This window comes from Thioclava sp. F36-7 (assembly GCF_002020075.1).
In the GTDB taxonomy this organism is placed as follows: domain Bacteria; phylum Pseudomonadota; class Alphaproteobacteria; order Rhodobacterales; family Rhodobacteraceae; genus Thioclava; species Thioclava sediminum.
Genome location: NZ_MPZR01000009.1, coordinates 87,386 through 107,539 on the forward strand (window position 1 = coordinate 87,386; position 20,154 = coordinate 107,539).

19 protein-coding genes are annotated in these 20,154 nt (G+C 66.2%); 16 read left to right on the forward strand and 3 right to left on the reverse strand.

The window, feature by feature from the left end:
• Positions 1–26: 26 nt before the first annotated feature.
• Complete coding sequence (locus tag BMI89_RS16385; protein ID WP_078571924.1) at positions 27–1,814, reverse strand: divergent polysaccharide deacetylase family protein; 1,788 nt, start codon at positions 1,812–1,814, stop codon at positions 27–29.
• A 181-nt stretch (positions 1,815–1,995) separates the two neighbouring features.
• On the opposite strand from BMI89_RS16385, the gene BMI89_RS16390 reads away from it, so the two are divergent.
• From BMI89_RS16390 to lexA, 6 genes are all read left to right on the forward strand, one after another.
• Entirely contained in the window at positions 1,996–2,589 is a 594-nt protein-coding gene (locus tag BMI89_RS16390) for an aminodeoxychorismate/anthranilate synthase component II (protein ID WP_075775655.1), read from the forward strand.
• A gap of 8 nt (positions 2,590–2,597) precedes the next feature.
• On the forward strand, positions 2,598–3,620 hold the full coding sequence (trpD, locus tag BMI89_RS16395; RefSeq protein WP_078572025.1) for an anthranilate phosphoribosyltransferase: 1,023 nt from the start codon (positions 2,598–2,600) through the stop codon (positions 3,618–3,620).
• A complete protein-coding gene (gene trpC / locus BMI89_RS16400; protein WP_078571926.1) occupies positions 3,617–4,414 on the forward strand; it encodes an indole-3-glycerol phosphate synthase TrpC in 798 nt (265 codons plus the stop codon). Before trpD ends, trpC begins: the two co-directional genes overlap by 4 nt.
• Complete coding sequence (moaC, locus tag BMI89_RS16405; protein WP_078520127.1) at positions 4,411–4,896, forward strand: cyclic pyranopterin monophosphate synthase MoaC; 486 nt, start codon at positions 4,411–4,413, stop codon at positions 4,894–4,896. Before trpC ends, moaC begins: the two co-directional genes overlap by 4 nt.
• Before the next feature lie 2 nt (positions 4,897–4,898).
• Positions 4,899–6,083, forward strand: coding sequence for a gephyrin-like molybdotransferase Glp (gene glp, locus BMI89_RS16410; RefSeq protein WP_078572027.1), 1,185 nt, complete (start codon positions 4,899–4,901; stop codon positions 6,081–6,083).
• 91 nt (positions 6,084–6,174) lie between these two features.
• Positions 6,175–6,891 carry a transcriptional repressor LexA gene (gene lexA / locus BMI89_RS16415; RefSeq protein WP_078571928.1) on the forward strand — a complete coding sequence of 239 codons (717 nt, stop codon included), beginning with the start codon at positions 6,175–6,177 and terminating at the stop codon, positions 6,889–6,891.
• Positions 6,892–7,000: 109 nt separating this feature from the next.
• Here lexA and BMI89_RS16420 read toward each other — a convergent pair whose 3' ends face one another.
• The gene (locus tag BMI89_RS16420; RefSeq protein WP_078571929.1) at positions 7,001–9,124 is read right to left on the reverse strand and encodes a ComEC/Rec2 family competence protein; all 2,124 of its coding nucleotides are present in this window, start codon (positions 9,122–9,124) and stop codon (positions 7,001–7,003) included.
• Positions 9,125–9,236: 112 nt separating this feature from the next.
• Between BMI89_RS16420 and gltX the strand changes: the two genes are divergently transcribed.
• From gltX to BMI89_RS16455, 7 genes are all read left to right on the forward strand, one after another.
• A complete protein-coding gene (gene gltX, locus BMI89_RS16425; protein ID WP_078571931.1) occupies positions 9,237–10,631 on the forward strand; it encodes a glutamate--tRNA ligase in 1,395 nt (464 codons plus the stop codon).
• A 79-nt stretch (positions 10,632–10,710) separates the two neighbouring features.
• Positions 10,711–12,006, forward strand: coding sequence for a citrate synthase (gltA, locus tag BMI89_RS16430; RefSeq protein WP_078571933.1), 1,296 nt, complete (start codon positions 10,711–10,713; stop codon positions 12,004–12,006).
• Positions 12,007–12,140: 134 nt separating this feature from the next.
• Positions 12,141–12,557 (forward strand): DUF1284 domain-containing protein, encoded by a 417-nt coding sequence (locus BMI89_RS16435; protein WP_078571935.1) that lies wholly within the window; start codon positions 12,141–12,143, stop codon positions 12,555–12,557.
• Positions 12,558–12,694: 137 nt separating this feature from the next.
• Complete coding sequence (locus BMI89_RS16440) at positions 12,695–13,369, forward strand: SDR family oxidoreductase (RefSeq protein WP_078547783.1); 675 nt, start codon at positions 12,695–12,697, stop codon at positions 13,367–13,369.
• Positions 13,370–13,506: 137 nt separating this feature from the next.
• A complete protein-coding gene (gene surE, locus BMI89_RS16445) occupies positions 13,507–14,292 on the forward strand; it encodes a 5'/3'-nucleotidase SurE (protein ID WP_078571937.1) in 786 nt (261 codons plus the stop codon).
• The gene (locus tag BMI89_RS16450) at positions 14,289–14,945 is read left to right on the forward strand and encodes a protein-L-isoaspartate(D-aspartate) O-methyltransferase (RefSeq protein ID WP_078520134.1); all 657 of its coding nucleotides are present in this window, start codon (positions 14,289–14,291) and stop codon (positions 14,943–14,945) included. The genes surE and BMI89_RS16450 overlap by 4 nt, the downstream gene beginning before the upstream one ends.
• A gap of 54 nt (positions 14,946–14,999) precedes the next feature.
• Complete coding sequence (locus BMI89_RS16455) at positions 15,000–16,193, forward strand: LysM peptidoglycan-binding domain-containing protein (protein ID WP_078571938.1); 1,194 nt, start codon at positions 15,000–15,002, stop codon at positions 16,191–16,193.
• Positions 16,194–16,244: 51 nt separating this feature from the next.
• On the opposite strand, the gene BMI89_RS16460 is transcribed toward BMI89_RS16455, so the two are convergent.
• A complete protein-coding gene (locus tag BMI89_RS16460; protein ID WP_078520136.1) occupies positions 16,245–16,670 on the reverse strand; it encodes an Lrp/AsnC family transcriptional regulator in 426 nt (141 codons plus the stop codon).
• Between the two features lie 121 nt (positions 16,671–16,791).
• Between BMI89_RS16460 and rocF the strand changes: the two genes are divergently transcribed.
• The 3 genes from rocF to BMI89_RS16475 all read left to right on the forward strand — a co-directional run bounded on the left by rocF (position 16,792) and on the right by BMI89_RS16475 (position 20,153).
• Positions 16,792–17,718: an arginase gene (rocF, locus tag BMI89_RS16465; protein ID WP_078547787.1), complete on the forward strand. Its 927-nt coding sequence runs from the start codon at positions 16,792–16,794 to the stop codon at positions 17,716–17,718.
• Between the two features lie 5 nt (positions 17,719–17,723).
• Positions 17,724–18,773 (forward strand): ornithine cyclodeaminase, encoded by a 1,050-nt coding sequence (locus BMI89_RS16470; RefSeq protein WP_078571940.1) that lies wholly within the window; start codon positions 17,724–17,726, stop codon positions 18,771–18,773.
• Positions 18,774–18,842: 69 nt separating this feature from the next.
• A complete protein-coding gene (locus tag BMI89_RS16475) occupies positions 18,843–20,153 on the forward strand; it encodes an FAD-binding oxidoreductase (RefSeq protein ID WP_078571942.1) in 1,311 nt (436 codons plus the stop codon).
• Position 20,154 lies beyond the last annotated feature (1 nt).

The following is a 20,154-nucleotide window of genomic DNA, read 5'->3' on the forward strand; positions in this document are numbered from 1 at the left end:
TTTTCCCAAGCTTTGAGGACGCGGGCTTACTGGCCCGCGTTTTCCATTTTCGGCTCGGTGTCCGGAGTGCCAGCCGCCACGCTGTCGAGCGCCAGCGCAGAAACCGGGGTCAGCGTCACCTTGTTTTGCGCATCGACATACCAGTCCTCGATCCCCTGAACCGACTCCGGCCAGGCCGAAAGCATCACCACGACCGAACCGTTGCGCTCTGCCTCGAAATCGGCGCGCGCCAGCATCCGCGAGATCACCGCGGCCTTCTCGCGCCCGTCATCGATCACGCGCCAGACCTGCGCGCGCGGCAGATCGGCCGAGGTCGCGATCTGGTTGGCGCTGTCGAAACCCTTCTTCTGCGTCACCACACCCAGCCCGCCGCGGCTGAGCGCCGAGATCATCTGGCGCGCAAGCGGGCGGTTGTTCTGGAATTGCGGCTGCGGCGGTTCCACGACGGCGACCGCCTCGGGGATCACGTGACGCCAGGCCTCCAGCGCCACCTCGACATCCTCGGGCGCGGCGTTGGCGGGCAGTCCGGCTGCGAGGATCGCGACCTCGAACCCCGCCGCGCGGAAGGCTTTCGCATCGTCAGCCGCGCCTTCGCGGGTCGGATCGATCGCGATGGTCATCGGCAGATCGCTCGCCGTGATCGTCGCCGGGTCGAGCCCGCCTGCCGCCACGCCCGGATCGATCAACACGAGCGAGATTTGCGGCTTGTCGCTGATCGCTGCGGGGGCTGCGAATTTCTGGATCGGATTCAGATCGGCTGCATCGACCGCAGCGACCTCGGGCATGTCCTGCGCGGACTGCGCGTCGGGGCCCTCCTCCGTCGAAGGCGCGGTCGAAGGCGTCACTTGCGGCAGGCGATCCACCACCACGCCGGGCGCGGATTTGAACCCGCCCATCGGTTTGCCCGGCAGCGACGGGGCGTCTTGCAACGAGAAGATGCGCGGCTTGATCGGGGCCGCATCCCCGGCTTGCGGCAGGGCGCGCCCGGCGGGCAGGTCCGGGCTTGTGGCCGGATCGCTTGAGACCTCGGGCTTGTCGGCCTGCGCGGTGTCGATGCCCTCCCCCTCGGGCGGCAACTGATCGGGCGCGGGCATCTCACCGAGCGACGGGGCCGCTTGGGGCTCCGCTTCGGGGGGCGTGATCTCGGCCTCGGGCAGCGCGGGCATCTCGCTCGCCGCCACAATCGTGTTTCCCTCATCGGCAGGCGGCGTCGCTTGCTCGGGCGCTTTCGGCGGTTGCAGGGTCACGTCGGGCAGCGCGGGCATCTCGGCTGCGGGCGCAGTTTCAGCGCTCTGCTGCGGCTGCGCTTCGGGCGCAGGCTCGCTTACAGGGGCAACCTCGGGCGTGGCATCGGGCGCGGGCGCGCCTTGCAAAGCGGCAGGCGGGGCGCTGTCGGGTTGGGCCCCTGCCTCCGGCGCGACCGGCTCTGCGAGCGCCACGGCCTCGCCATCCGCGTCGGGAAGCGGCTCGGCCATCTCGGTCGCCATCTCAGGGCGCGCGGCGCTTTGGATTTCGTCGGCACTGGGCGGCGCGAGGCTCGGCTGCGGCTCGGACACGCGCGGCGTCTTGGTCGGCGCTGAAATCGGCGCCCCGTCCGGCGTCGGCATCGAGGGCGTGCGATCGGTCGCAGGGCGCGAGAAATCGGAGCCCGCAGGCAGGTCCACATTCGCAGGTTCTTCGGGCGTCGGGCTTCCGGCGAGCTTGATCTCTGCGCCGGGCTCTTTTGGCGCCGGGAAGATCAACGACATCACGCCCGCACCAAGTACCGCGACCAGCAGACCGGCCAGTCCGCCCTTCATCACAGATCGCATCATTGCCTGCCTCCATCTTCACCGCTCTTGATGCGCGGCTTTTCCCGGGGACTGCCCTTGACCCCGACCCTTCGCTGATAGCATCTATAGCCCGACCCGTTCCCCGGTTCACCCCCCTTGATAAGCGCATAGGCGCTTGAGTGCATGGGGGACGCCGGGGGCCAACAAACGAAAGGGCCCGGCCATGCTGCTGCTCATCGATAATTATGACAGCTTCACCTATAATTTGGTGCACTATTTTGGCGAGCTGGGCGCCGATGTGAAGGTCTGGCGTAACGACGCGCTGAACGTGCAAGACGCGATGGGCATGGGCGCCGAGGCGATCGTGCTGTCGCCCGGCCCCTGCGACCCCGATCAGGCGGGCATCTGCCTGCCGCTGGTGATGGCCGCCGCCGAGGCGAAACTGCCCTTGTTCGGTGTCTGCCTAGGGCATCAGACCATCGGTCAGGCCTTCGGCGGGAAAGTCGTGCGCGCCTCCGAGATCGTGCATGGCAAGATGGGCGAGATCCGCCACGAGGGCAAAGGCTGCTTCAAGGGCCTGCCCTCTCCACTGAAAGCGACGCGCTACCACTCGCTGATCGTGGAGCGCGAGAGCCTGCCCGACTGCCTCGAGATCACCGCCGAGCTGGACGACGGCACGATCATGGGCCTGCGTCATCGCGAGCTGCCGATCGAGGGCGTGCAATTCCACCCGGAATCCATCGCCTCCGAGCATGGCCACGCGATGCTGAAGAATTTCCTGACAGAGGCAGGCGTCAGCCTGAAGGTGCCCGCATGAGCCAACCGATGAGCGAAGCGATGAAGCCGCTGATCTTTGCGGCGTCCGAAGGTCCGCTGAGCCGCGCGCAGGCCGAAATGGCGTTCCAACTGCTGTTCGAAGGCGAAGCCTCTCCGGCACAGGTCGGCGGCTTGCTGATGGCGCTGCGGGCGCGCGGGGAATCCGTGTCGGAATATGCCGCCGCCGCCGCCGCGATGCGTGCGAAATGCGTGCCGGTCAAAGCCCCCGAAGGCGCGATGGATATCGTGGGCACCGGCGGCGACGGGATGCACACGCTCAACATCTCGACGGCTGCGGCCTTCGTCGTGGCGGGCGCGGGCGTGCCGGTCGCGAAACACGGCAACCGCGCGGCCTCCTCGAAATCGGGCACGGCGGATGTGCAATCCGAGCTGGGCATCGACGTGATGGCCGGTCCCGAGGCGACCGAGCGCGGTCTGGCCGAGGCCGGGATCGGTTTCATGATGGCGCAGATCCACCACCCTGCGATGCGTCACGTCATGCCCGTGCGTCAGGAACTGGGCTGCAAGACCATCTTCAACATCCTCGGCCCCCTGACCAACCCCGCAGGCGTGAAGCGGCAGTTGACCGGGGCGTTCGCGCCCGACCTGATCTTCCCGATGGCCGAGACGCTGCAGATGCTCGGCTCCGAGAAGGCATGGCTTGTGCATGGCTCGGACGGGACCGACGAGATCACCATTTGCGGCACGACCGAAGTCGCCGCGCTGGAAAATGGCCGCATCGAGTCGATCCAGATCCATCCCGAGGATGCGGGCCTGCCGGTGCACAAGTTCAAGGATCTGGTCGGCGGCACGGCGGCCGAGAACGCCACCGCCCTGCGCGCGCTGATGGATGGCGAGGCTTCGGCCTATCGCGACGCGGTGATCTTCAACGCCGCCGCCGCGCTCGTCGTGGCCGACAAGGTCGCGGACCTGAAATCCGGGGCGGAAATGGCCGCCGAGAGCATCGACAGCGGCCGCGCGAAAACCGCGCTGGAAACGCTCGCCCGCATCACGCAGGAGGTCGCCGGATGAGCACGATCCTCGACAAGATCAAAGCCTATAAGCTGGAAGAGATCAAAGCGGCCAAGGCCGCGCGCCCGCTGAGCGAAGTTGAGGCCCAGGCCAAGGCGCAGGCGCCCACGCGCGGTTTTGCCAACGCCCTGACTGCGAAGGCGGAAACTGGCTACGGGCTGATCGCCGAGATCAAGAAGGCCTCGCCCTCGAAAGGGCTGATCCGCCCCGATTTCGACCCGCCCGCGCTGGCCAAGGCGTATGAAGCAGGCGGCGCGGCCTGTCTGTCGGTGCTGACCGACACGCCCTCGTTTCAGGGCGCGCCGGAATTCCTGTCGGCGGCGCGCGCGGCCTGTTCGCTGCCCGCTTTGCGCAAGGATTTCCTCTATGACACCTATCAGGTCGCGGAAGCCCGTGCCTGGGGTGCCGATTGCATCCTGATCATCATGGCTTCGGTCGAGGATACTCTCGCCGCCGAACTGGAGGACGCGGCCTTCGGTTGGTGCATGGATGTGCTTGTCGAAGTGCATGACATGGAAGAGACCGAACGCGCGCTCAAGCATCTGAAATCGCCGCTTCTGGGCGTGAACAACCGCAACCTGAAGACCTTCGAGGTCACGCTCGACGTGACCCGCGAACTTGCGCCGAGCATTCTCGCCGAGGGCCGCGATCTGGTCTGCGAGAGCGGCATCTTCACCCGCGACGACATGGCCGCGATGGCCGAAGTCGGCGCGCGCCGCTTCCTGATCGGCGAAAGCCTGATGCGGCAGGATGATGTCGCAGGCGCCACCCGGACGCTTCTGGAGGTCGCATGAGCCTTTCGCATTTCGACAAGGACGGTCAGGCCCATATGGTCGACGTCTCCGATAAGGAGGTGACCGACCGCATCGCCGTGGCCGAGGGGCGCGTGGTGATGCTGCCCGAGACGCTGGACTACGTGCTGAAGGGCACCGCGAAGAAGGGCGACGTTCTGGGCATCGCGCGGATCGCGGGCATCATGGCCGCGAAGAAGACCTCCGATCTGATCCCGCTGTGCCACCCGCTGCCGATCACCAAGGTCACGCTGGACCTGGAGCCCGACGAGGCCCTGCCCGGCGTGCGCATCCGTGCCACCGTGAAGACCTCGGGTCAGACCGGCGTCGAGATGGAGGCGCTGACGGCGGTCTCGGCGGCGGCGCTGACTGTCTATGACATGCTCAAGGCGGTCGAGAAATCCATGCAGATCGAAGGTATCCGCGTCGTGCTGAAAGACGGCGGGAAATCCGGCAAATACGAGGCCGAAGGGAGCGCATCATGAGCCTGTTGCCCGTCGAAGAGGCGCTGGAAAAGGTTCTGGCACTGGTCGAACCGCTGGGCACCGAGCGCGTGAGCCTGCGTCACGCCCTTGGCCGCGTGATGGCGGAGCCTGCAACGGCGCAACTGACCCAGCCGCCCTTCTCGGGCTCGGCGATGGATGGCTATTGGATCGACGTGGCCGACCATCTGCCCGGCGCGACGCTCACCGTCGAAGGCGAAGCCGCCGCAGGTCGCGCCTATGACGGCACGCCGACTCCGGGCCAAGCCGTGCGCATCTTCACCGGTGCACCGGTGCCGGGCCCGAATGGGGTAGTCGTTCTGCAGGAGAACGTGACGCGTGAAGGCGACACGATCACCCTGCCGCAAGAGCTTGATAGCAATGCCAATATCCGCCCCAAGGGTCAGGACTTCGCGCAAGGCGAAAGCTTCTGCCCCGACCGCCCGCTGACCGCGCGCGACCTCGGGCTGCTGGCCGCGATGAACGTGGCCGCGGTCACTGTGCGCCGCCGCCCCATCGTCGCGATCATCGCCACCGGCGACGAGCTGGTGATGCCGGGCGAAGAGCCGGGACCGGACCAGATCATCTGCTCCAACAGCTTCATCGTTGCAGCGCTCGCCGAGCGCATGGGCGCCGAGGCCCGGATGCTGCCGATCGCGCGCGACGACCGTGACAGCTTGCGCACCGTGTTCGACCTCGCGAAAGGCGCCGATCTGGTGGTGACCTCGGGCGGCGCCTCGGTCGGTGCGCATGATCTGGTGGGCGAAGTGGCAGCGGAACTGGGCCTCGAGCGCAGCTTCTGGAAGATCGCGATGCGCCCCGGCAAGCCCTTGATGGCGGGCCGGATGGGCGAGGCTGCCATGCTGGGCCTGCCGGGCAATCCGGTTTCGGCCACGGTCTGCGCCGAGCTGTTCCTGCGCCCGATGCTGCGCAAGCTTTCGGGTCTGCCGCCGGAAAGCCGCGTGCAACAGGCGATCCTCGCGACCGATACCGGCCCGACCGGCCCGCGCACCCATTACATGCGCGCCACCCTCGAACCCGGCGATCCCCTGCCCTGCGTCACGCCCTTCGACAATCAGGACTCCGCGATGCTGAGCCTCCTGTCGCAGGCCGATTGCCTGCTGATCCGGCCCTTGGGCGACGGGCCGCGCAAGGCGGGCGAGACGGTCGAGATCCTGCCGCTGGACTGAGCCGCGCCCGCCCCGGGCGTTGACAGCCCCCGTGAACAAGGGTAGAACAATCCTTGAACATGTGCCTTGACCGGGGAACGGAGGGTCGCGAATGCTGACGCGCAAGCAGCTGGAATTGCTGGAATTCATTCAAAAACGGATGATGAAGGACGGTGTTCCACCCTCTTTCGACGAGATGAAGGACGCGCTGGACCTGCGCTCGAAATCCGGCATCCACCGTTTGATTACCGCTCTGGAAGAACGTGGCTTCATCCGCCGCCTCGCCCATCGGGCCCGCGCGATCGAGATCGTGAAACTGCCCGAGGCGCTGGAGAGGAAATTCGGCGCGCCCGCAGGCGATAGCGCTGGCAGCTTCGCGCCGCAGGTGATCGAGGGCGACAAGACCGACCCGCCGCGCGGCGCGATGCCGGTCGACGTGATCCACGCGCTGGAACTGCCTGTGATGGGCCGGATCGCCGCCGGTGTCCCGATCGAGGCGATCTCGGAGGTCTCGCATCACGTCGCCGTCCCCGGCTCCATGCTGGGCGGACGCGGGGAGCATTACGCGCTCGAAGTCAAAGGCGACTCGATGATCGAGGCCGGCATCAACGACGGCGATGTCGTGGTGATCCGCGAACAGGGAACCGCCGACAATGGCGATATCGTGGTCGCACTGGTCGAAGGCCATGAGGCGACGCTGAAACGCTTCTACCGGCGCAGCGGGATGATCGCGCTGGAAGCCGCGAACCCGGCCTATGAGACGCGGCTGCTGCGCGACGATCAGGTGAAGGTGCAGGGGCGGCTCGTCGGGCTGATCCGCAGCTACTGAGATTTGGTAAATTCTTGGGAGAGAGCGTCTTGCGGGGCGCTCTTTCTCATGTGTTGCGCCGGTTGCTTGGGTTGGAGCCTCCGGCGGGGATACTTGGAAAGAGCGAAGATCAGGGGCGCGTCCAAGGGCGACGACCCTTGATTTGCGCAGTCGTCGTGACCTCGCCCGTGGCGCTGATCGCGACCGCACCAGTCTCGCGCAGGCGCGCGGCGTCCCATAGATCGCAGAGGCCCGTGGGCGCTTCGATCTTACTGGAAATCACGACGATGCCGCCCTTCGCGCAAATTGCAGGCAGGGCCTCTTTTGCCGATTTTCCAGTGAGATGGGCGAGCGGCGCGCGCCGAAACTGCGCGATCCGCGCACCGCGCGGCCCAGAGAATGCGGAGCGTGCGGCGGCCTCTTCCAGCGACGCCGGATCGCCATCCGCCGCTAGCCAGCGTTCGGAGATGAACCCCGCGCCCGGCTTCGACAGCGCCCGGCCTTGCGAGGTCATCAGACCGACCTGCTGCGCCTCGGGCGCGATCAGCAGCGCCGGACGCTCCGCCCCGGCGCGCAGCCATAACGCGCAAGCCACGGCGATCAACACGACGCTCACACTGCGCACGGCCCCGCGCGTCAGGATCGCCCCCAACGCGCCAAGCGCAATCAAAGGGATCACCCACGGCCCCGGCTGGACGATCGCGAGAACCGAGCCGTCGAGGCCGCTCACCCACTCCGCCACACGCAAGATCCACGCCGTGCCCTGCCCCATCGCCCAAAGCGCGGGCCCGGCGAGGCCGAGGGGCGCGAGCAGCGCCGCGAGCACACCCATCGGCATGATCACGAGCCCCATTGCGGGCACCGCGAAGAGATTGGCCAGCACCCCGTATTCCGAGAGCCTGTGAAACTGCGCGGCCACGATCGGTGCGGTGGCCGCGCCTGCGATCAGAGAGGTCGCGACCAGCATCAGCACCGGGCGCAGCAGGCGCGGCAGATGGCGCGCCGCGCGGGTCCACGGACCCAGCGCCACGATCAGCGCAGTGGTGGCCGCGAAGGACATCTGGAAGCCGGGCTCGGTCAGGCTCTCGGGCTGCCAGATCATGAGGAGCGTGGCGGCGAGCGCGACGGTACGCAGGCTCAGCGCGCGCCGGTCGAAGAGCACGGCGAGGAGCATGATCGACACCATGATCCACGCGCGCTGGGTCGAGACCGCAGGCCCCGCGAGCCAGAGATAGGCGCTGGCCGCTATCAGCGCCGCAATGGCGGCCAGTTTCTTCGTGGGCCAGATCAGGGCCGGGCGCCCCGCCAGCGCCAACCCGTAACGCACCAGACCGAAGACGAAGCCCGCCAGCATCCCCATATGCAGCCCGGAAATCGCGATCAGATGGGCGAGGCTTGAGCGGCGCATCACCTCGCGCGTGGCCTCGCTCAATCCCGAGCGGTCGCCGGTCATAAGCGCCGCCGCGACCGCGCCGGGCTGTCCCGCGATCCGCGACTGGATCGCCGCCGAGAGCCGCATCCGCGCGCGATGCGCCGCCATCGCCCAATCGCCGGGATCGGGCGGCGCCACTCGCAGCACCGGCGCGCGAGTATAGCCGATCGCGCCGAGGCGGTCGAACCAGGCGGTGCGGCGAAAATCGTAACCCCGGGGCGCGGCGGGCGGCGGCGGGGGCGAGAGATTCGCCGTGAGCATGACCTGCGTGCCGGGCTCGGGGCTGAACTGACTTTGATCGCCGTGCAGCGTCACGCGCACCCGCGCCGGGGTCTTGGCGGGGGGAAACCGGTCGATCCGCACCCGGTCCAGCGTCAGTCGGATCAGGTCGGATCGCGCGCGATCGATCTTCACGATCCGCCCGCTGACGGGGCCGTAATAGCGATACTGCAGCACCGGGGCGGCGACGAGATGGGCGCGCAGCCCCGCGAGCAACAGCCCCAGAGCCGCGAGGGCGATCAGCGCCGCGGGCAGCCGGAGCCACGCCGCGCCGCGCAGCCAAAGCGTCAGCGAGACCGCGCAGATTACGAGCGTGCTCAGGTAGATAGGCCATCCCGGCTCGACGCCGAGGGAGAAATACGCACCGACCCCGACGCCGAGCGCCACTGGCATCCACAGGAAAAGCTGCGCGCGGGCCCGCGAAAGCGCGCCCAGCGGATCGGAGAGCCCCCCGAAGAGCGCCGCGATCAGACGCGGAGCGCGGCCCGCGCCCGTCGCGCCCTCCGCCTGCGCCCAGTCGCCGGGTTCGGCATTGATGGCCATGCTTGTCCTCGGCCCGATCCCTGCTTATGCATCCACCCGAGAAAGCCTATGCGCTTGATGGTTTCCGAAAGGTTAACGCGGGCCCGAGCGCGCCCGCGAAGAAAGGCCCGACATGTCCGACCAGATCGTCACCCGTTTCGCCCCCTCGCCCACCGGCTATCTGCATATCGGCGGTGCGCGCACGGCCCTGTTCAACTGGCTCTATGCCCGTGGGCGCGGCGGCAAATTCCTGCTCCGTATCGAGGATACCGATCGCGAACGCTCCACCCCCGAGGCGACGGCGGCGATCCTGCAGGGGCTCGAATGGCTTGGGCTCGATTATGACGGCGACGTGGTGAGCCAGGCTGCGGGCGCGGCCCGCCATGCCGAGGTCGCCCATCAGATGCTGGAGAAGGGCCATGCCTATAAGTGCTTCTCCACGCAGGAAGAGATCGCAGCCTTCCGGGAGGACCCGGCGAACAAGGGGCAGACGTTCCCCTCGCCGTGGCGCGATGCCGATCCCGCGACGCATCCGGATGCGCCCTACGTGATCCGTCTGAAAGCGCCCCGCGAGGGCACGACCGTGATCACCGACGCCGTGCAGGGCGAGGTGACGATCCGCAACGATCAGCTCGATGACATGATTTGTTTACGTTCTGATGGCACACCGACCTACATGCTGGCCGTTGTCGTCGATGACCATGATATGGGCGTGACCCATGTGATCCGCGGGGACGACCATCTCGTCAATGCCGCGCGGCAGATGCTGGTCTATCGCGCGATGGGCTGGGACGTACCCACCTTCGCGCATATCCCGCTGATCCACGGCCCCGACGGCAAGAAGCTGTCGAAACGCCACGGCGCGGTCGGCCTCGAGCAGTATCAGGCGATGGGCTATCCGGCGACGGGGATGCGCAACTACCTCGCGCGGCTCGGCTGGAGCCATGGCGACGACGAATTCTTCACCGATGAGCAGGCGAAGGAATGGTTCGACATCACCGGCATCAACAAGGCGCCGGCGCGGCTCGATTTCAAGAAGCTCGAAAATATCTGCGGCCAGCATATCGCGATCACCGATGAGGCCGAATTGCTGCGCGAAATCGAAGGCTATCTCGCAGCTGCAGAAAAACCCCCGCTGGGTGACGCACAGAAATCTGCGCTTATGCGCACGCTTCCCATCGTGAAGGGGTCGGCGAAAATGCTCCCGCAACTCCTTGAAAAGGCGCACTTCTCTCTGACGCAGCGCCCGATCGAGATCGAGGAGAAAGCGGCCAAGGCGCTAGATGATGTATCCCGTGGTATACTGAGTGAATTGACCTTTGCGCTGCAACGCGCTAATTGGTCGCGGGAAGACCTGGAAGCCGCCGTCGGACAGGTTGCCGAAGCGCACGGACTGGGCCTTGGGAAGGTCGCTGCTCCGATGCGGGCGGCCTTGGCGGGGCGAGCGGCTACCCCCAGCGTATTCGATATGATGCTCGTTTTGGGCCAAGAGGAAACTCTGGCACGACTCGACGATCAGGCGGCCTGAGGCCTGGCCGCCCTCTCCGGACGCCTGTCCGGACGCGATAGACCGGCGCGGCCCAGCCGGAGGATGAAAGGGAATTTACATGGCAGACAACTCGAAGACCGCCACGCTCTCGCTTGACGGACAAACCTATGAGCTTCCCGTGCTCTCGCCCTCGGCTGGTCCCGACGTGCTCGATATCCGCAAGCTCTACGGTCAAGCCGACGTCTTCACCTACGATCCGGGCTTCACCTCGACCGCAGCCTGCGAGTCCAAGATCACCTTCATCGATGGTGGCAAGGGCGAGCTGCTGTATCGCGGCTACCCGATCGACCAGCTCGCCTCGGAATCGCACTATCTCGAAGTGTGCTACCTGCTTCTCTACGGAGAACTGCCGAGCAAGCAGCAGATGGAAGATTTCGAATTTCGCGTGACCCGTCACACGATGATCCACGAGCAGATGAAGCAGTTCTTCCAGGGCTTCCGCCGTGACAGCCACCCGATGGCGACCATGGTCGGCGTCGTGGGCGCGCTCTCGGCCTTCTATCACGACAGCCTCGACATCTCGGACCCGTGGCAGCGCGAAGTCGCTTCGATCCGTCTGATCGCGAAACTGCCGACGATCGCCGCGATGGCCTACAAGTATTCGATCGGTCAGCCCTTCGTCTATCCGAAGAACGAGCTGAGCTACGCCGAGAACTTCCTGCATATGTGCTTCTCGGTCCCGGCCGAAGACTACAAGATCGAGCCAGCGCTCGCGAAGGCGATGGACCGTATCTTCACGCTCCACGCCGATCACGAGCAGAACGCCTCGACCTCGACCGTGCGTCTGGCAGGCTCCTCGGGCGCGAACCCGTTCGCCTGTATCGCTGCCGGCATCGCCTGTCTCTGGGGCCCGGCCCACGGCGGTGCAAACCAGGCCTGCCTCGAGATGCTGCGCGAAATCGGCACCGTCGATCAGATCCCGGAATACATCAAGCGCGCCAAGGACAAGGATGACCCCTTCCGCCTGATGGGCTTCGGCCACCGCGTCTACAAGAACTTCGACCCGCGCGCGAAGGTCATGAAGGAATCGGCGGACGAGGTTCTCGACCTGCTCGGCATCCACGACAACGAGACCCTTCAGGTCGCCAAGGAACTCGAGAAGATCGCTCTGGAGGACGACTATTTCGTCTCCAAGAAGCTCTATCCGAATGTCGACTTCTACTCGGGCATCATCCTCGAGGCGATGGGCTTCCCGACCTCGATGTTCACCCCGATCTTCGCGCTCTCGCGTACCGTCGGCTGGATCTCGCAGTGGAAAGAGATGATCGAGGATCCGACCGGCAAGATCGGCCGCCCGCGTCAGCTTTACACCGGCGCGACCTATCGCGATTACGTCGATATCGCCAAGCGCTGAGCGTAAGCCAAATCATTGCGGGCCGGAGGGGAGACCTTCCGGCCCATTTTCTATTCTGATACCGGGAAAAGGGGGCGCTGCCCCCTTCTGGCTGCGCCATTCATCCCCCGGGATATTTACCCAAGAGCGAAGACATGGCTGACCGTCTGACATATCGCCCGCATCATTTCCTCTGCTCGCTTGGCTTCGAGGGGAAGGGATATTCGGATCTCTTCACCGCGAATATGACCGAGATCGTCGAAGGACGCCTGCGGCGCGCGGACGGCGCGGCGGTGGAGATCGAGGTGGTGGGCGCGGCGGATGATATCTGCGGCCCCTGCCCGTCGCGGCGCGGATCAGGCTGCACCGCGCAGGCGAAGATCGACCGTCTGGACGCGGCCCATGCCGAGGCGTTGGAGATTGCGCCGGGCGATCTGCTGACATGGGGCGAGGCGCTGGAGCGGATGGCCGCCCTGCCCGCCGATGTGCATCAGACGATCTGCGCCGAATGCCAATGGCTGAGCGCGGGCATGTGCGCCGCCGCCCTCGCCCGACTTCAGGACAAAGCGTAGCGCCGCCCCGGGTCAGGAGTGCGGCACTGTATAGCTGCCCAACGCGCCCGCCCGCCAGTTTGCAAAACAGCGGGGAACGCGCGGGACGTGCATCTGCACGCTTGCGCGACGGCGGGTGTGGTGGCAAGAAACGCGCCATGAGCACGGATCAGACCCAAGACCCTTCGCAGGGCAAGAAACTGGCGCTTGTCACAGGCGCTTCGCGTGGCCTTGGCGGGGCGATCGCCGAAGCTTTGGCCGCAGATGGCTGGCATGTCATGGCCGTCGCACGGACCACCGGCGCGCTGGAAGAGCTCGACGACCGCATTCAGGCGAAGGGCGGTACCGCCTCGCTCGGTCCGCTCGACGTGACCGAACCCGATCAGATGGCGCATCTCGCGCAGTCGATCGGCGCGCGCTGGGGCGGGCTCGATCTGTGGGTGCACACGGCGATCCATGCCGCGCCGCTGTCGCCGACGGGTCATATCGACGCGAAGGAACTGGCCAATTCGGTCAAGGTGAACGTGACCGCGACCGCGCAGCTGATCGGGCTGATGGAGCCGCTGCTGCTCGCGCGCGAAGGCACCGCGCTGGCCTTCGACGATCCGCGTGCGGGCCAGAAATTCTTCGGCATCTATGGGGCTACGAAAGCCGCGCAGATGGCGATGATGCGCTCGTGGCAGGCCGAGACCGTGAAGATCGGGCCGCGCGTGGTCATTGCGGAGCCTGCGCCGATGGCGACCGCGCTGCGCGGACGGTTCTTCCCCGGCGAAGATCGCGAGGCGCTGGCCGATCGCCACGCCGAGGCACGGCGCATCCTCGACACGCTCTGAGAACGACCAAAGCGCCGCCGAAATGCCCTCCGGCTGCGGCGCTTTGGCGACACATCCGCGCTGTCGCCCGCCCCCGCTTTACCCTTCATCCGCCGCACGGTAAGCATCGGGTGACGCGACGGCGAACTGGGGGCAACATGCGTATTCTCATCACCAATGACGACGGGATCGACGCACCGGGACTGGCCGTTCTGGGCGAGATCGCCGAAGAACTTGCAGGCCCCGATGGCGAGGTCTGGACGGTCGCGCCGGCTTTCGAGCAATCTGGCGTCGGCCATTGCATCTCCTACACCCGGCCGATGATGATCTCGAAATTGGCAGAGCGCCGTTTCGCCGCCGAAGGCAGCCCCGCCGATTGCGTGATGGCTGGGCTGTATGACGTGCTGGAGGAGCAACGGCCCGATCTGGTGCTCTCGGGCGTGAACCGGGGCAACAACTCCGCCGACAACGCGCTTTATTCCGGCACGTTGGGCGGCGCGATGGAGGCGGCGCTGCAAGGCGTGCCCGCGATCGCCCTGTCGCAATTCATCGGCCCCGAGGTCTTCAACGCCCCCGACATGTTCGAGGCAGCCCGGGTCCATGGCGCGGCGCTGGTGCGCAAGCTGATCGATGATGGCATCTGGGACGATGGCGATTACCGGGTGTTCTACAACGTCAACTTCCCGCCGGTGCTGGCCAAGGACGTCAAAGGCCACAAGGTCGCAGCCCAAGGCTTTCGCAAGGATTGCTTCTTCTCGACCGAGGCGCATCACGCGCCCTCGGGGCGACGTTTCCTGTGGATCAAGGGCGGTCCGCAGCACACGCCGACACAGCCCGGCACCGATGCGGCCGTCAATCTCGACGGCTATATCTCGGTCACGCCGATGCGCGCCGATCTGACGGCGCATGACGTGATCGCCGATCTGGAGGCCCGTCTGGGATGAGCGAGGACGCAGAAGAGGATCTGGCCGAGCGCAAGATGCGGTTCCTCTTCGCACTGCGCTCCAAGGGCGTGACCGACGCGCGCACCCTGCACGCGATGGAGGGGATCGACCGCGGGCAGTTCGTGCGCGGTATCTTCGCCGACCGCGCCTATGAGGACATGCCCCTGCCGATCGCCTGCGGGCAGACGATCTCGCAGCCCTCGGTCGTGGGGCTGATGACGCAAGCCGCGGATGTGGGTTCACGCGACACCGTACTCGAGATCGGCACCGGCTCGGGTTACCAGGCCGCGATCCTGAGCCAGCTCGCCCGCCGCGTCTATACCGTGGACCGGCATCGCAGGCTGGTGCGCGAGGCCGAAGGCGTCTTCAACGCGCTGCGGCTCACCAATATCGTCGCGATTTCCGGGGATGGCTCGCACGGGCTGCCCGATCAGGCGCCCTTTGATCGAATCATCGTGACTGCCGCCGCGGAAGACCCTCCCGGGCCGCTCTTGGCCCAGCTGAAGATCGGGGGTATCATGGTTCTACCCGTGGGCCAGTCGGACACGGTGCAAAGCCTGATCCGGGTGCGCCGGCTCGAGACGGGTTTCGATTACGAAGAATTACGTCCGGTGCGCTTTGTTCCCCTCGTAGAGGGCGTGGCAAACGACTAAGTGGCAGGTAAGAACGGACCCCGAAGAGGTCTGAGAGACAGTGAGGACGAGCGGATGGCAACGAAGATTTCCCGGCTGCGGCTGATCCTGGCAGGTGGCGTCGCGCTGACGGCGTTGGCCGCCTGTAACCCGAACGGGTTCGATCTGGACATGCGCGGTTACGGCAATGGCGGGCTCGACACGAGCGCCGCCGCCCGGCAGGCGGTGCAGGATCGCCCGCGCCCGAATGATCAGGGCATCATCACCTACCCGAATTATCAGGTCGTCGTGGCGCGCCGCGGCGATACGGTCAATTCCGTCGCGCAGCGGATCGGCACCGATCCCGGCGCGCTGGCTCGCTACAACGCGGTCTCGCCCGATGCGGTGCTGAACGCGGGCGAAGTGCTGGCCCTGCCCAACAAGGTCGCGACCACGGGCGGCTCCGCGGCGCCGGGCAACTCCAGCGCGCTGACCTCTGAGACGATCGACATCACCTCGCTCGCCTCGAACGCGATCGATAGATCGCAGGCGAACCAACCCGCCAAACCGACGCCGGCCTCGGCCCCGGTCTCCACCAACAGCGCCGAGCCGATCCGCCACAAGGTCGCACGTGGCGAGACCGCCTATTCCATCGCGCGCTACTACTCGGTGCCGGTGAAGGCGCTGGCCGAGTGGAACGGGCTGCCGAACGATCTGCGCGTGCGTGAAGGTCAGGTGCTGATCATCCCGGTCGCGTCGAGCCGCCAGCCCGCGAAGGTCGAGACCGCGACGGCCACGACTGCGCCGGGCACCGGTTCACCGACCCCGGTGCCGCCGTCCGCGGCAGAGCCCCTGCCCCAGAAGACGCCGCCGAAAGCGTCCGAGCCGGTCAAGACGAAGACTCCGGACATGAGCACCGATCGCACCAAGGCGTCGGACACGTCGAAGATGGCGATGCCGGTGCCGGGTTCGATCATCCGACCCTACAAGAAGGGCTCGAACGACGGGGTCGACATCTCGGCCACGGCCGGAACCTCGGTGAAAGCCGCCGAGAGCGGCACCGTGCTGCTGATCAGCCAGGACACCGACGATGTCGCCTTCCTCGCGATCAAGCATCCCGACAATCTGGTGACGGTCTATTACAACGTGACCGGGATCACGGTGAAGAAAGGCGCGAGCGTCAAGCGCGGCCAGACCATCGCCAAGGTCGCGTCCGGCGATCAGGGCTATCTGCATTTCGAGGTCCGCAAGGGGATCGATTCCGTCGATCCGATGCCCTACCTCAACTGATCTTGCGCGGCGGGCCAGAGATGTTCCGGCCCGCCCGCACGCCCTGCCCGCTCATCCCGCGACAGGCGCAAGCAGCAGACAGCTCTCGCTGTTGAGCACCCCCGGAATTTCCCGAATATCGCGCAAGGCCCGGTCGAATTCGCCCAGGGTCTCGGCCCGGATTTCCGCCACCAGATCCCAGTTGCCATTGGTCGCGAAGACCGTCGTCACCTCCGGGATGCGGTGCAGCGCCCGGATCACCGCGCGCGACATCTTGCCCTGCAACTCGACCAGCGTGATCGCGCGCACCTGCCCCTCGACATCCGTCTCTGTCTCGATGGTGAAGCGCCGGATCTGCCCCGAGGCGACCAGCGCTTCCAGCCGGGCGCGCGCGGTGGTCCGCGACACCCCCACCTGCAGCGCGAGATCGGTCATCGAGAGCCGCGCATCCGCGCGCAGCGCGGCCATGATCGCGCGGTCCGTATCGTCGAGCTGCATTTACCCTCCGTTTTGATCAATCGTCTAGTCGAATTGATCAAATTTAGTTCCGTTTTGCGCAAATTGACAAGCGAAACCTCTGCGCCATTTCGTCAGACTAAGACCAACAAGGGAGATTTCGATGACACGCACAGTTTCGATTCTGGGCGCGCCTATTCAAACTGGCGCTTCGCAACCCGGCTGCATCATGGGACCGGCCAGTCTGCGCATCGCGGGGCTGGGCGACATCCTGACCGAGCTGGGCTGGGAGGTGGATGATCTGGGCGACCTGTCGATTCCCCCGCAAGAGCCGGTGCCGCACAAGAACCCCGCGATCCACGATCTGGCCGAAACCCGTGCCTGGATCGAGGCGCTCTCGCAGGCGGCTTTCGATGCCGCACAGACCCATGACCGCCCGATCTTCATCGGCGGCGATCACGCGCTGGCCGCGGGCACGCTGAGCGGCCTCGCGCGGCACGCGAAGACGCAAGATCGCCCTTTGTTCGTCCTGTGGCTCGACGCCCACCCCGACCTGCACACGCTGGAGACCACCACCAGCGGCAACCTGCACGGCACCCCGGTGGCCTATGTCACCGGCCAGCCCGATTTCGAGGCCTTCCCGCCACTGGAAGCCAGCATCGATCCGAAGAATTTCTGCATGATGGGCATCCGCTCGGTCGATCCGGCGGAGCGCGCGCGCATCAAGCAGATCGGCCTGGAAGTCCATGACATGCGCGCCATCGACGAGACCGGCGTGCTGGCCCCGCTGCGCGCCTTCCTCGACCGCGTGCGCGAAGCCAACGGCCTACTGCATGTCAGCTTCGATGTCGATTTCCTCGACCCCGGCATCGCGCCCGCCGTGGGCACGACCGTGCCGGGCGGCGCCACGTTCCGCGAGGCGCATCTGATCATGGAAGAGGTCGGCGACAGCGACCTCGTGACCTCGCTCGACATTGTCGAGCTCAACCCTTTCCTCGACGAACGCGGCCGCACGGCGAAACTGCTGTGCGACCTCGCAGCCAGCCTCTTCGGCCGCCGCGTTCTCGACCGCATGACACGGAGCTTTTGACGGATATGTCCCCTCTCGCCCCCTCTGAACTGGCCTTCGTGCCCTTCGTTTCCGTCGCCAACATGATGAAGCTGGTGAACGAGATCGGCCCCGAACAGGTGATGCGCGACCTCGCCGCCTATATCGAGGAAGATTTCCGCCGCTGGCCGGATTTCGACAAGACGCCGCGCGTGGCGAGCCATTCAGCGGAGGGCGTGATCGAGCTGATGCCGACCGCGGACGCCGAGAATTACGGCTTCAAATACGTCAACGGCCACCCCAAGAACGGCCGCACCGGGCACCAGACTGTCACCGCCTTCGGCGTGCTGTCCTCGGTCGCGACGGGCTATCCACTGCTGATGACCGAGATGACGATGCTGACCGCGCTGCGCACCGCCGCCACCTCTGCGCTGGTGGGCAAATACCTCGCCCCGAAAGGCGCGACGGTCATGGGCATGATCGGCAATGGCGCGCAATGCGAGTTTCAGGCGCTGGCTTTCCGCGCGATCTGCGGCATCGACACGCTGCGGCTCTATGACATCGACCCGACGGCGACCGAGAAGGCCGCGAAGAACCTGACCGCGCAAGGGTTCAACGTCACGAAATGCCGCTCGGCCGAGGAAGCGGTAGAGGGCGCGCAGGTCATCACCACCTGCACCGCCGACAAGCAATATGCGACGATCCTGACCGACAACATGGTCGGCTCCGGCATCCACATCAACGCGATCGGCGGCGACTGCCCCGGCAAGACCGAGTTGCATCGCGACATCCTCACCCGCTCGGAGATCTTCGTCGAATACCCGCCGCAGACCCGCATCGAGGGCGAGATCCAGGCGCTCGACGAAGACCACCCCGTCACCGAGCTGTGGAAAGTCATGCGCGGCGAGGCCGAGGGCCGTCGCGACGCGAAACAGATCACGCTGTTCGATTCCGTGGGCTTCGCGATCGAGGATTTCAGCGCGCTGCGCTACATCCATGACCGCGTGAAGGGTGGCGACTACGCGCAGATGCTCGATCTTATGGCAGACCCTGACGATCCGCGCGATTTGTTCGGGATGCTGACGCGGGCGGGCTGAGCCCCGCTTGCGCTCGGGCGCGGCGCGTGGCACCGAAAGCCAAACGCCCCTTTCAGACGAGTGCGCGACATGACCCATCAGACCCACCCCTATGCGGGCGACGGCAGCCATACCGGCAGCTACTACGCGGCTTCGGCCAATCCGGCACCCTTGCGCGCGGAACTGGTGGGCGAACAGGAGGCCGATATCTGCGTCGTGGGCGCAGGCTTCTCGGGCCTCTCGACCGCGCTGCATCTGGCAGAAAAGGGCTATAGCGTCACCGTCGTCGAAGGCGCACGCATCGGCTGGGGCGCCTCGGGCCGCAATGGCGGTCAGGTCGTGAACGGGCTGAACGCGAGCCTCGACGTAATCGAGAGCCGCTACGGGCAGGACACCGCGAATTTCGTGGCCGGCCTCGTGATGGAAGGCGGCGACATCATCCGCGAGCGCGTCGCGACCTATGACATCCAGTGCGACCTGAAGCCCGGCAATGTCTTTGCGGGGCTGACGGCCAAGCACATGCAGGAACTGGAAGCGCGCTGGAAGCTCTGGCGCAGCTACGGCATCGACAGTCAGGATATGCTGAGCCGCGAGCAGATGCGCGAACACGCGGCTTCCGACCTCTATGCGGGCGGGATGATCGATCATAAGGGCGGCCATCTGCATCCGCTCAACCTTGCGCTTGGCGAGGCGGCGGCGGTCGAGAAGCTCGGCGGCACGATCTACGAGATGTCGCCCGTCACGTCCGTCGACACCGAGGCCGCGCGCCCCATCATCAAGACCGCGAAGGGCCAGATCACCGCGAAGACGCTGGTGCTCTGTGGCAATGCCTATCTCGGTCATGTGGTGCCCACGCTGGAGCGCCGTGTGATGCCCGTCTCGACGCAGGTGATGGCGACCGAGCCGCTGGGCGAGGCGAAGGCCCACGAGTTGATGCCGTCCGATGCCTGCATTGAGGACGTGCGCTACATCCTCGACTATTACCGCATGTCCGCCGACAACCGCCTGCTGTTCGGCGGCGGCACGGTCTATGGCGGGGCCGATCCGAAGGACATCAAGGCGAAGCTCTGGAAGAATCTCGAGAAGGTCTTCCCGCAGCTCAAGGGCACGAAGATCGACTACGCCTGGTCGGGTAATTTCGCGCTCTCCTTCAGCCGCGTGCCGCAGATGGGCCGGATCGGGCAGAACACCTATTTCGCGCAAGGCTACTCGGGCCACGGCGTCACCGGCTCGCATACTTTCGGACGCATCCTGTCGGAGGCGATCAACGGCGATCTGACCCGGTTCGACACGTTTGCGAAACTGCCTTGGATTCCGTTCCCCGGCGGGCGCACCTTCCGCGTGCCCTATTCGGTCGCGGGGTCGTGGTGGTATGCGCTGCGCGATCGGCTGGGGGTCTGAG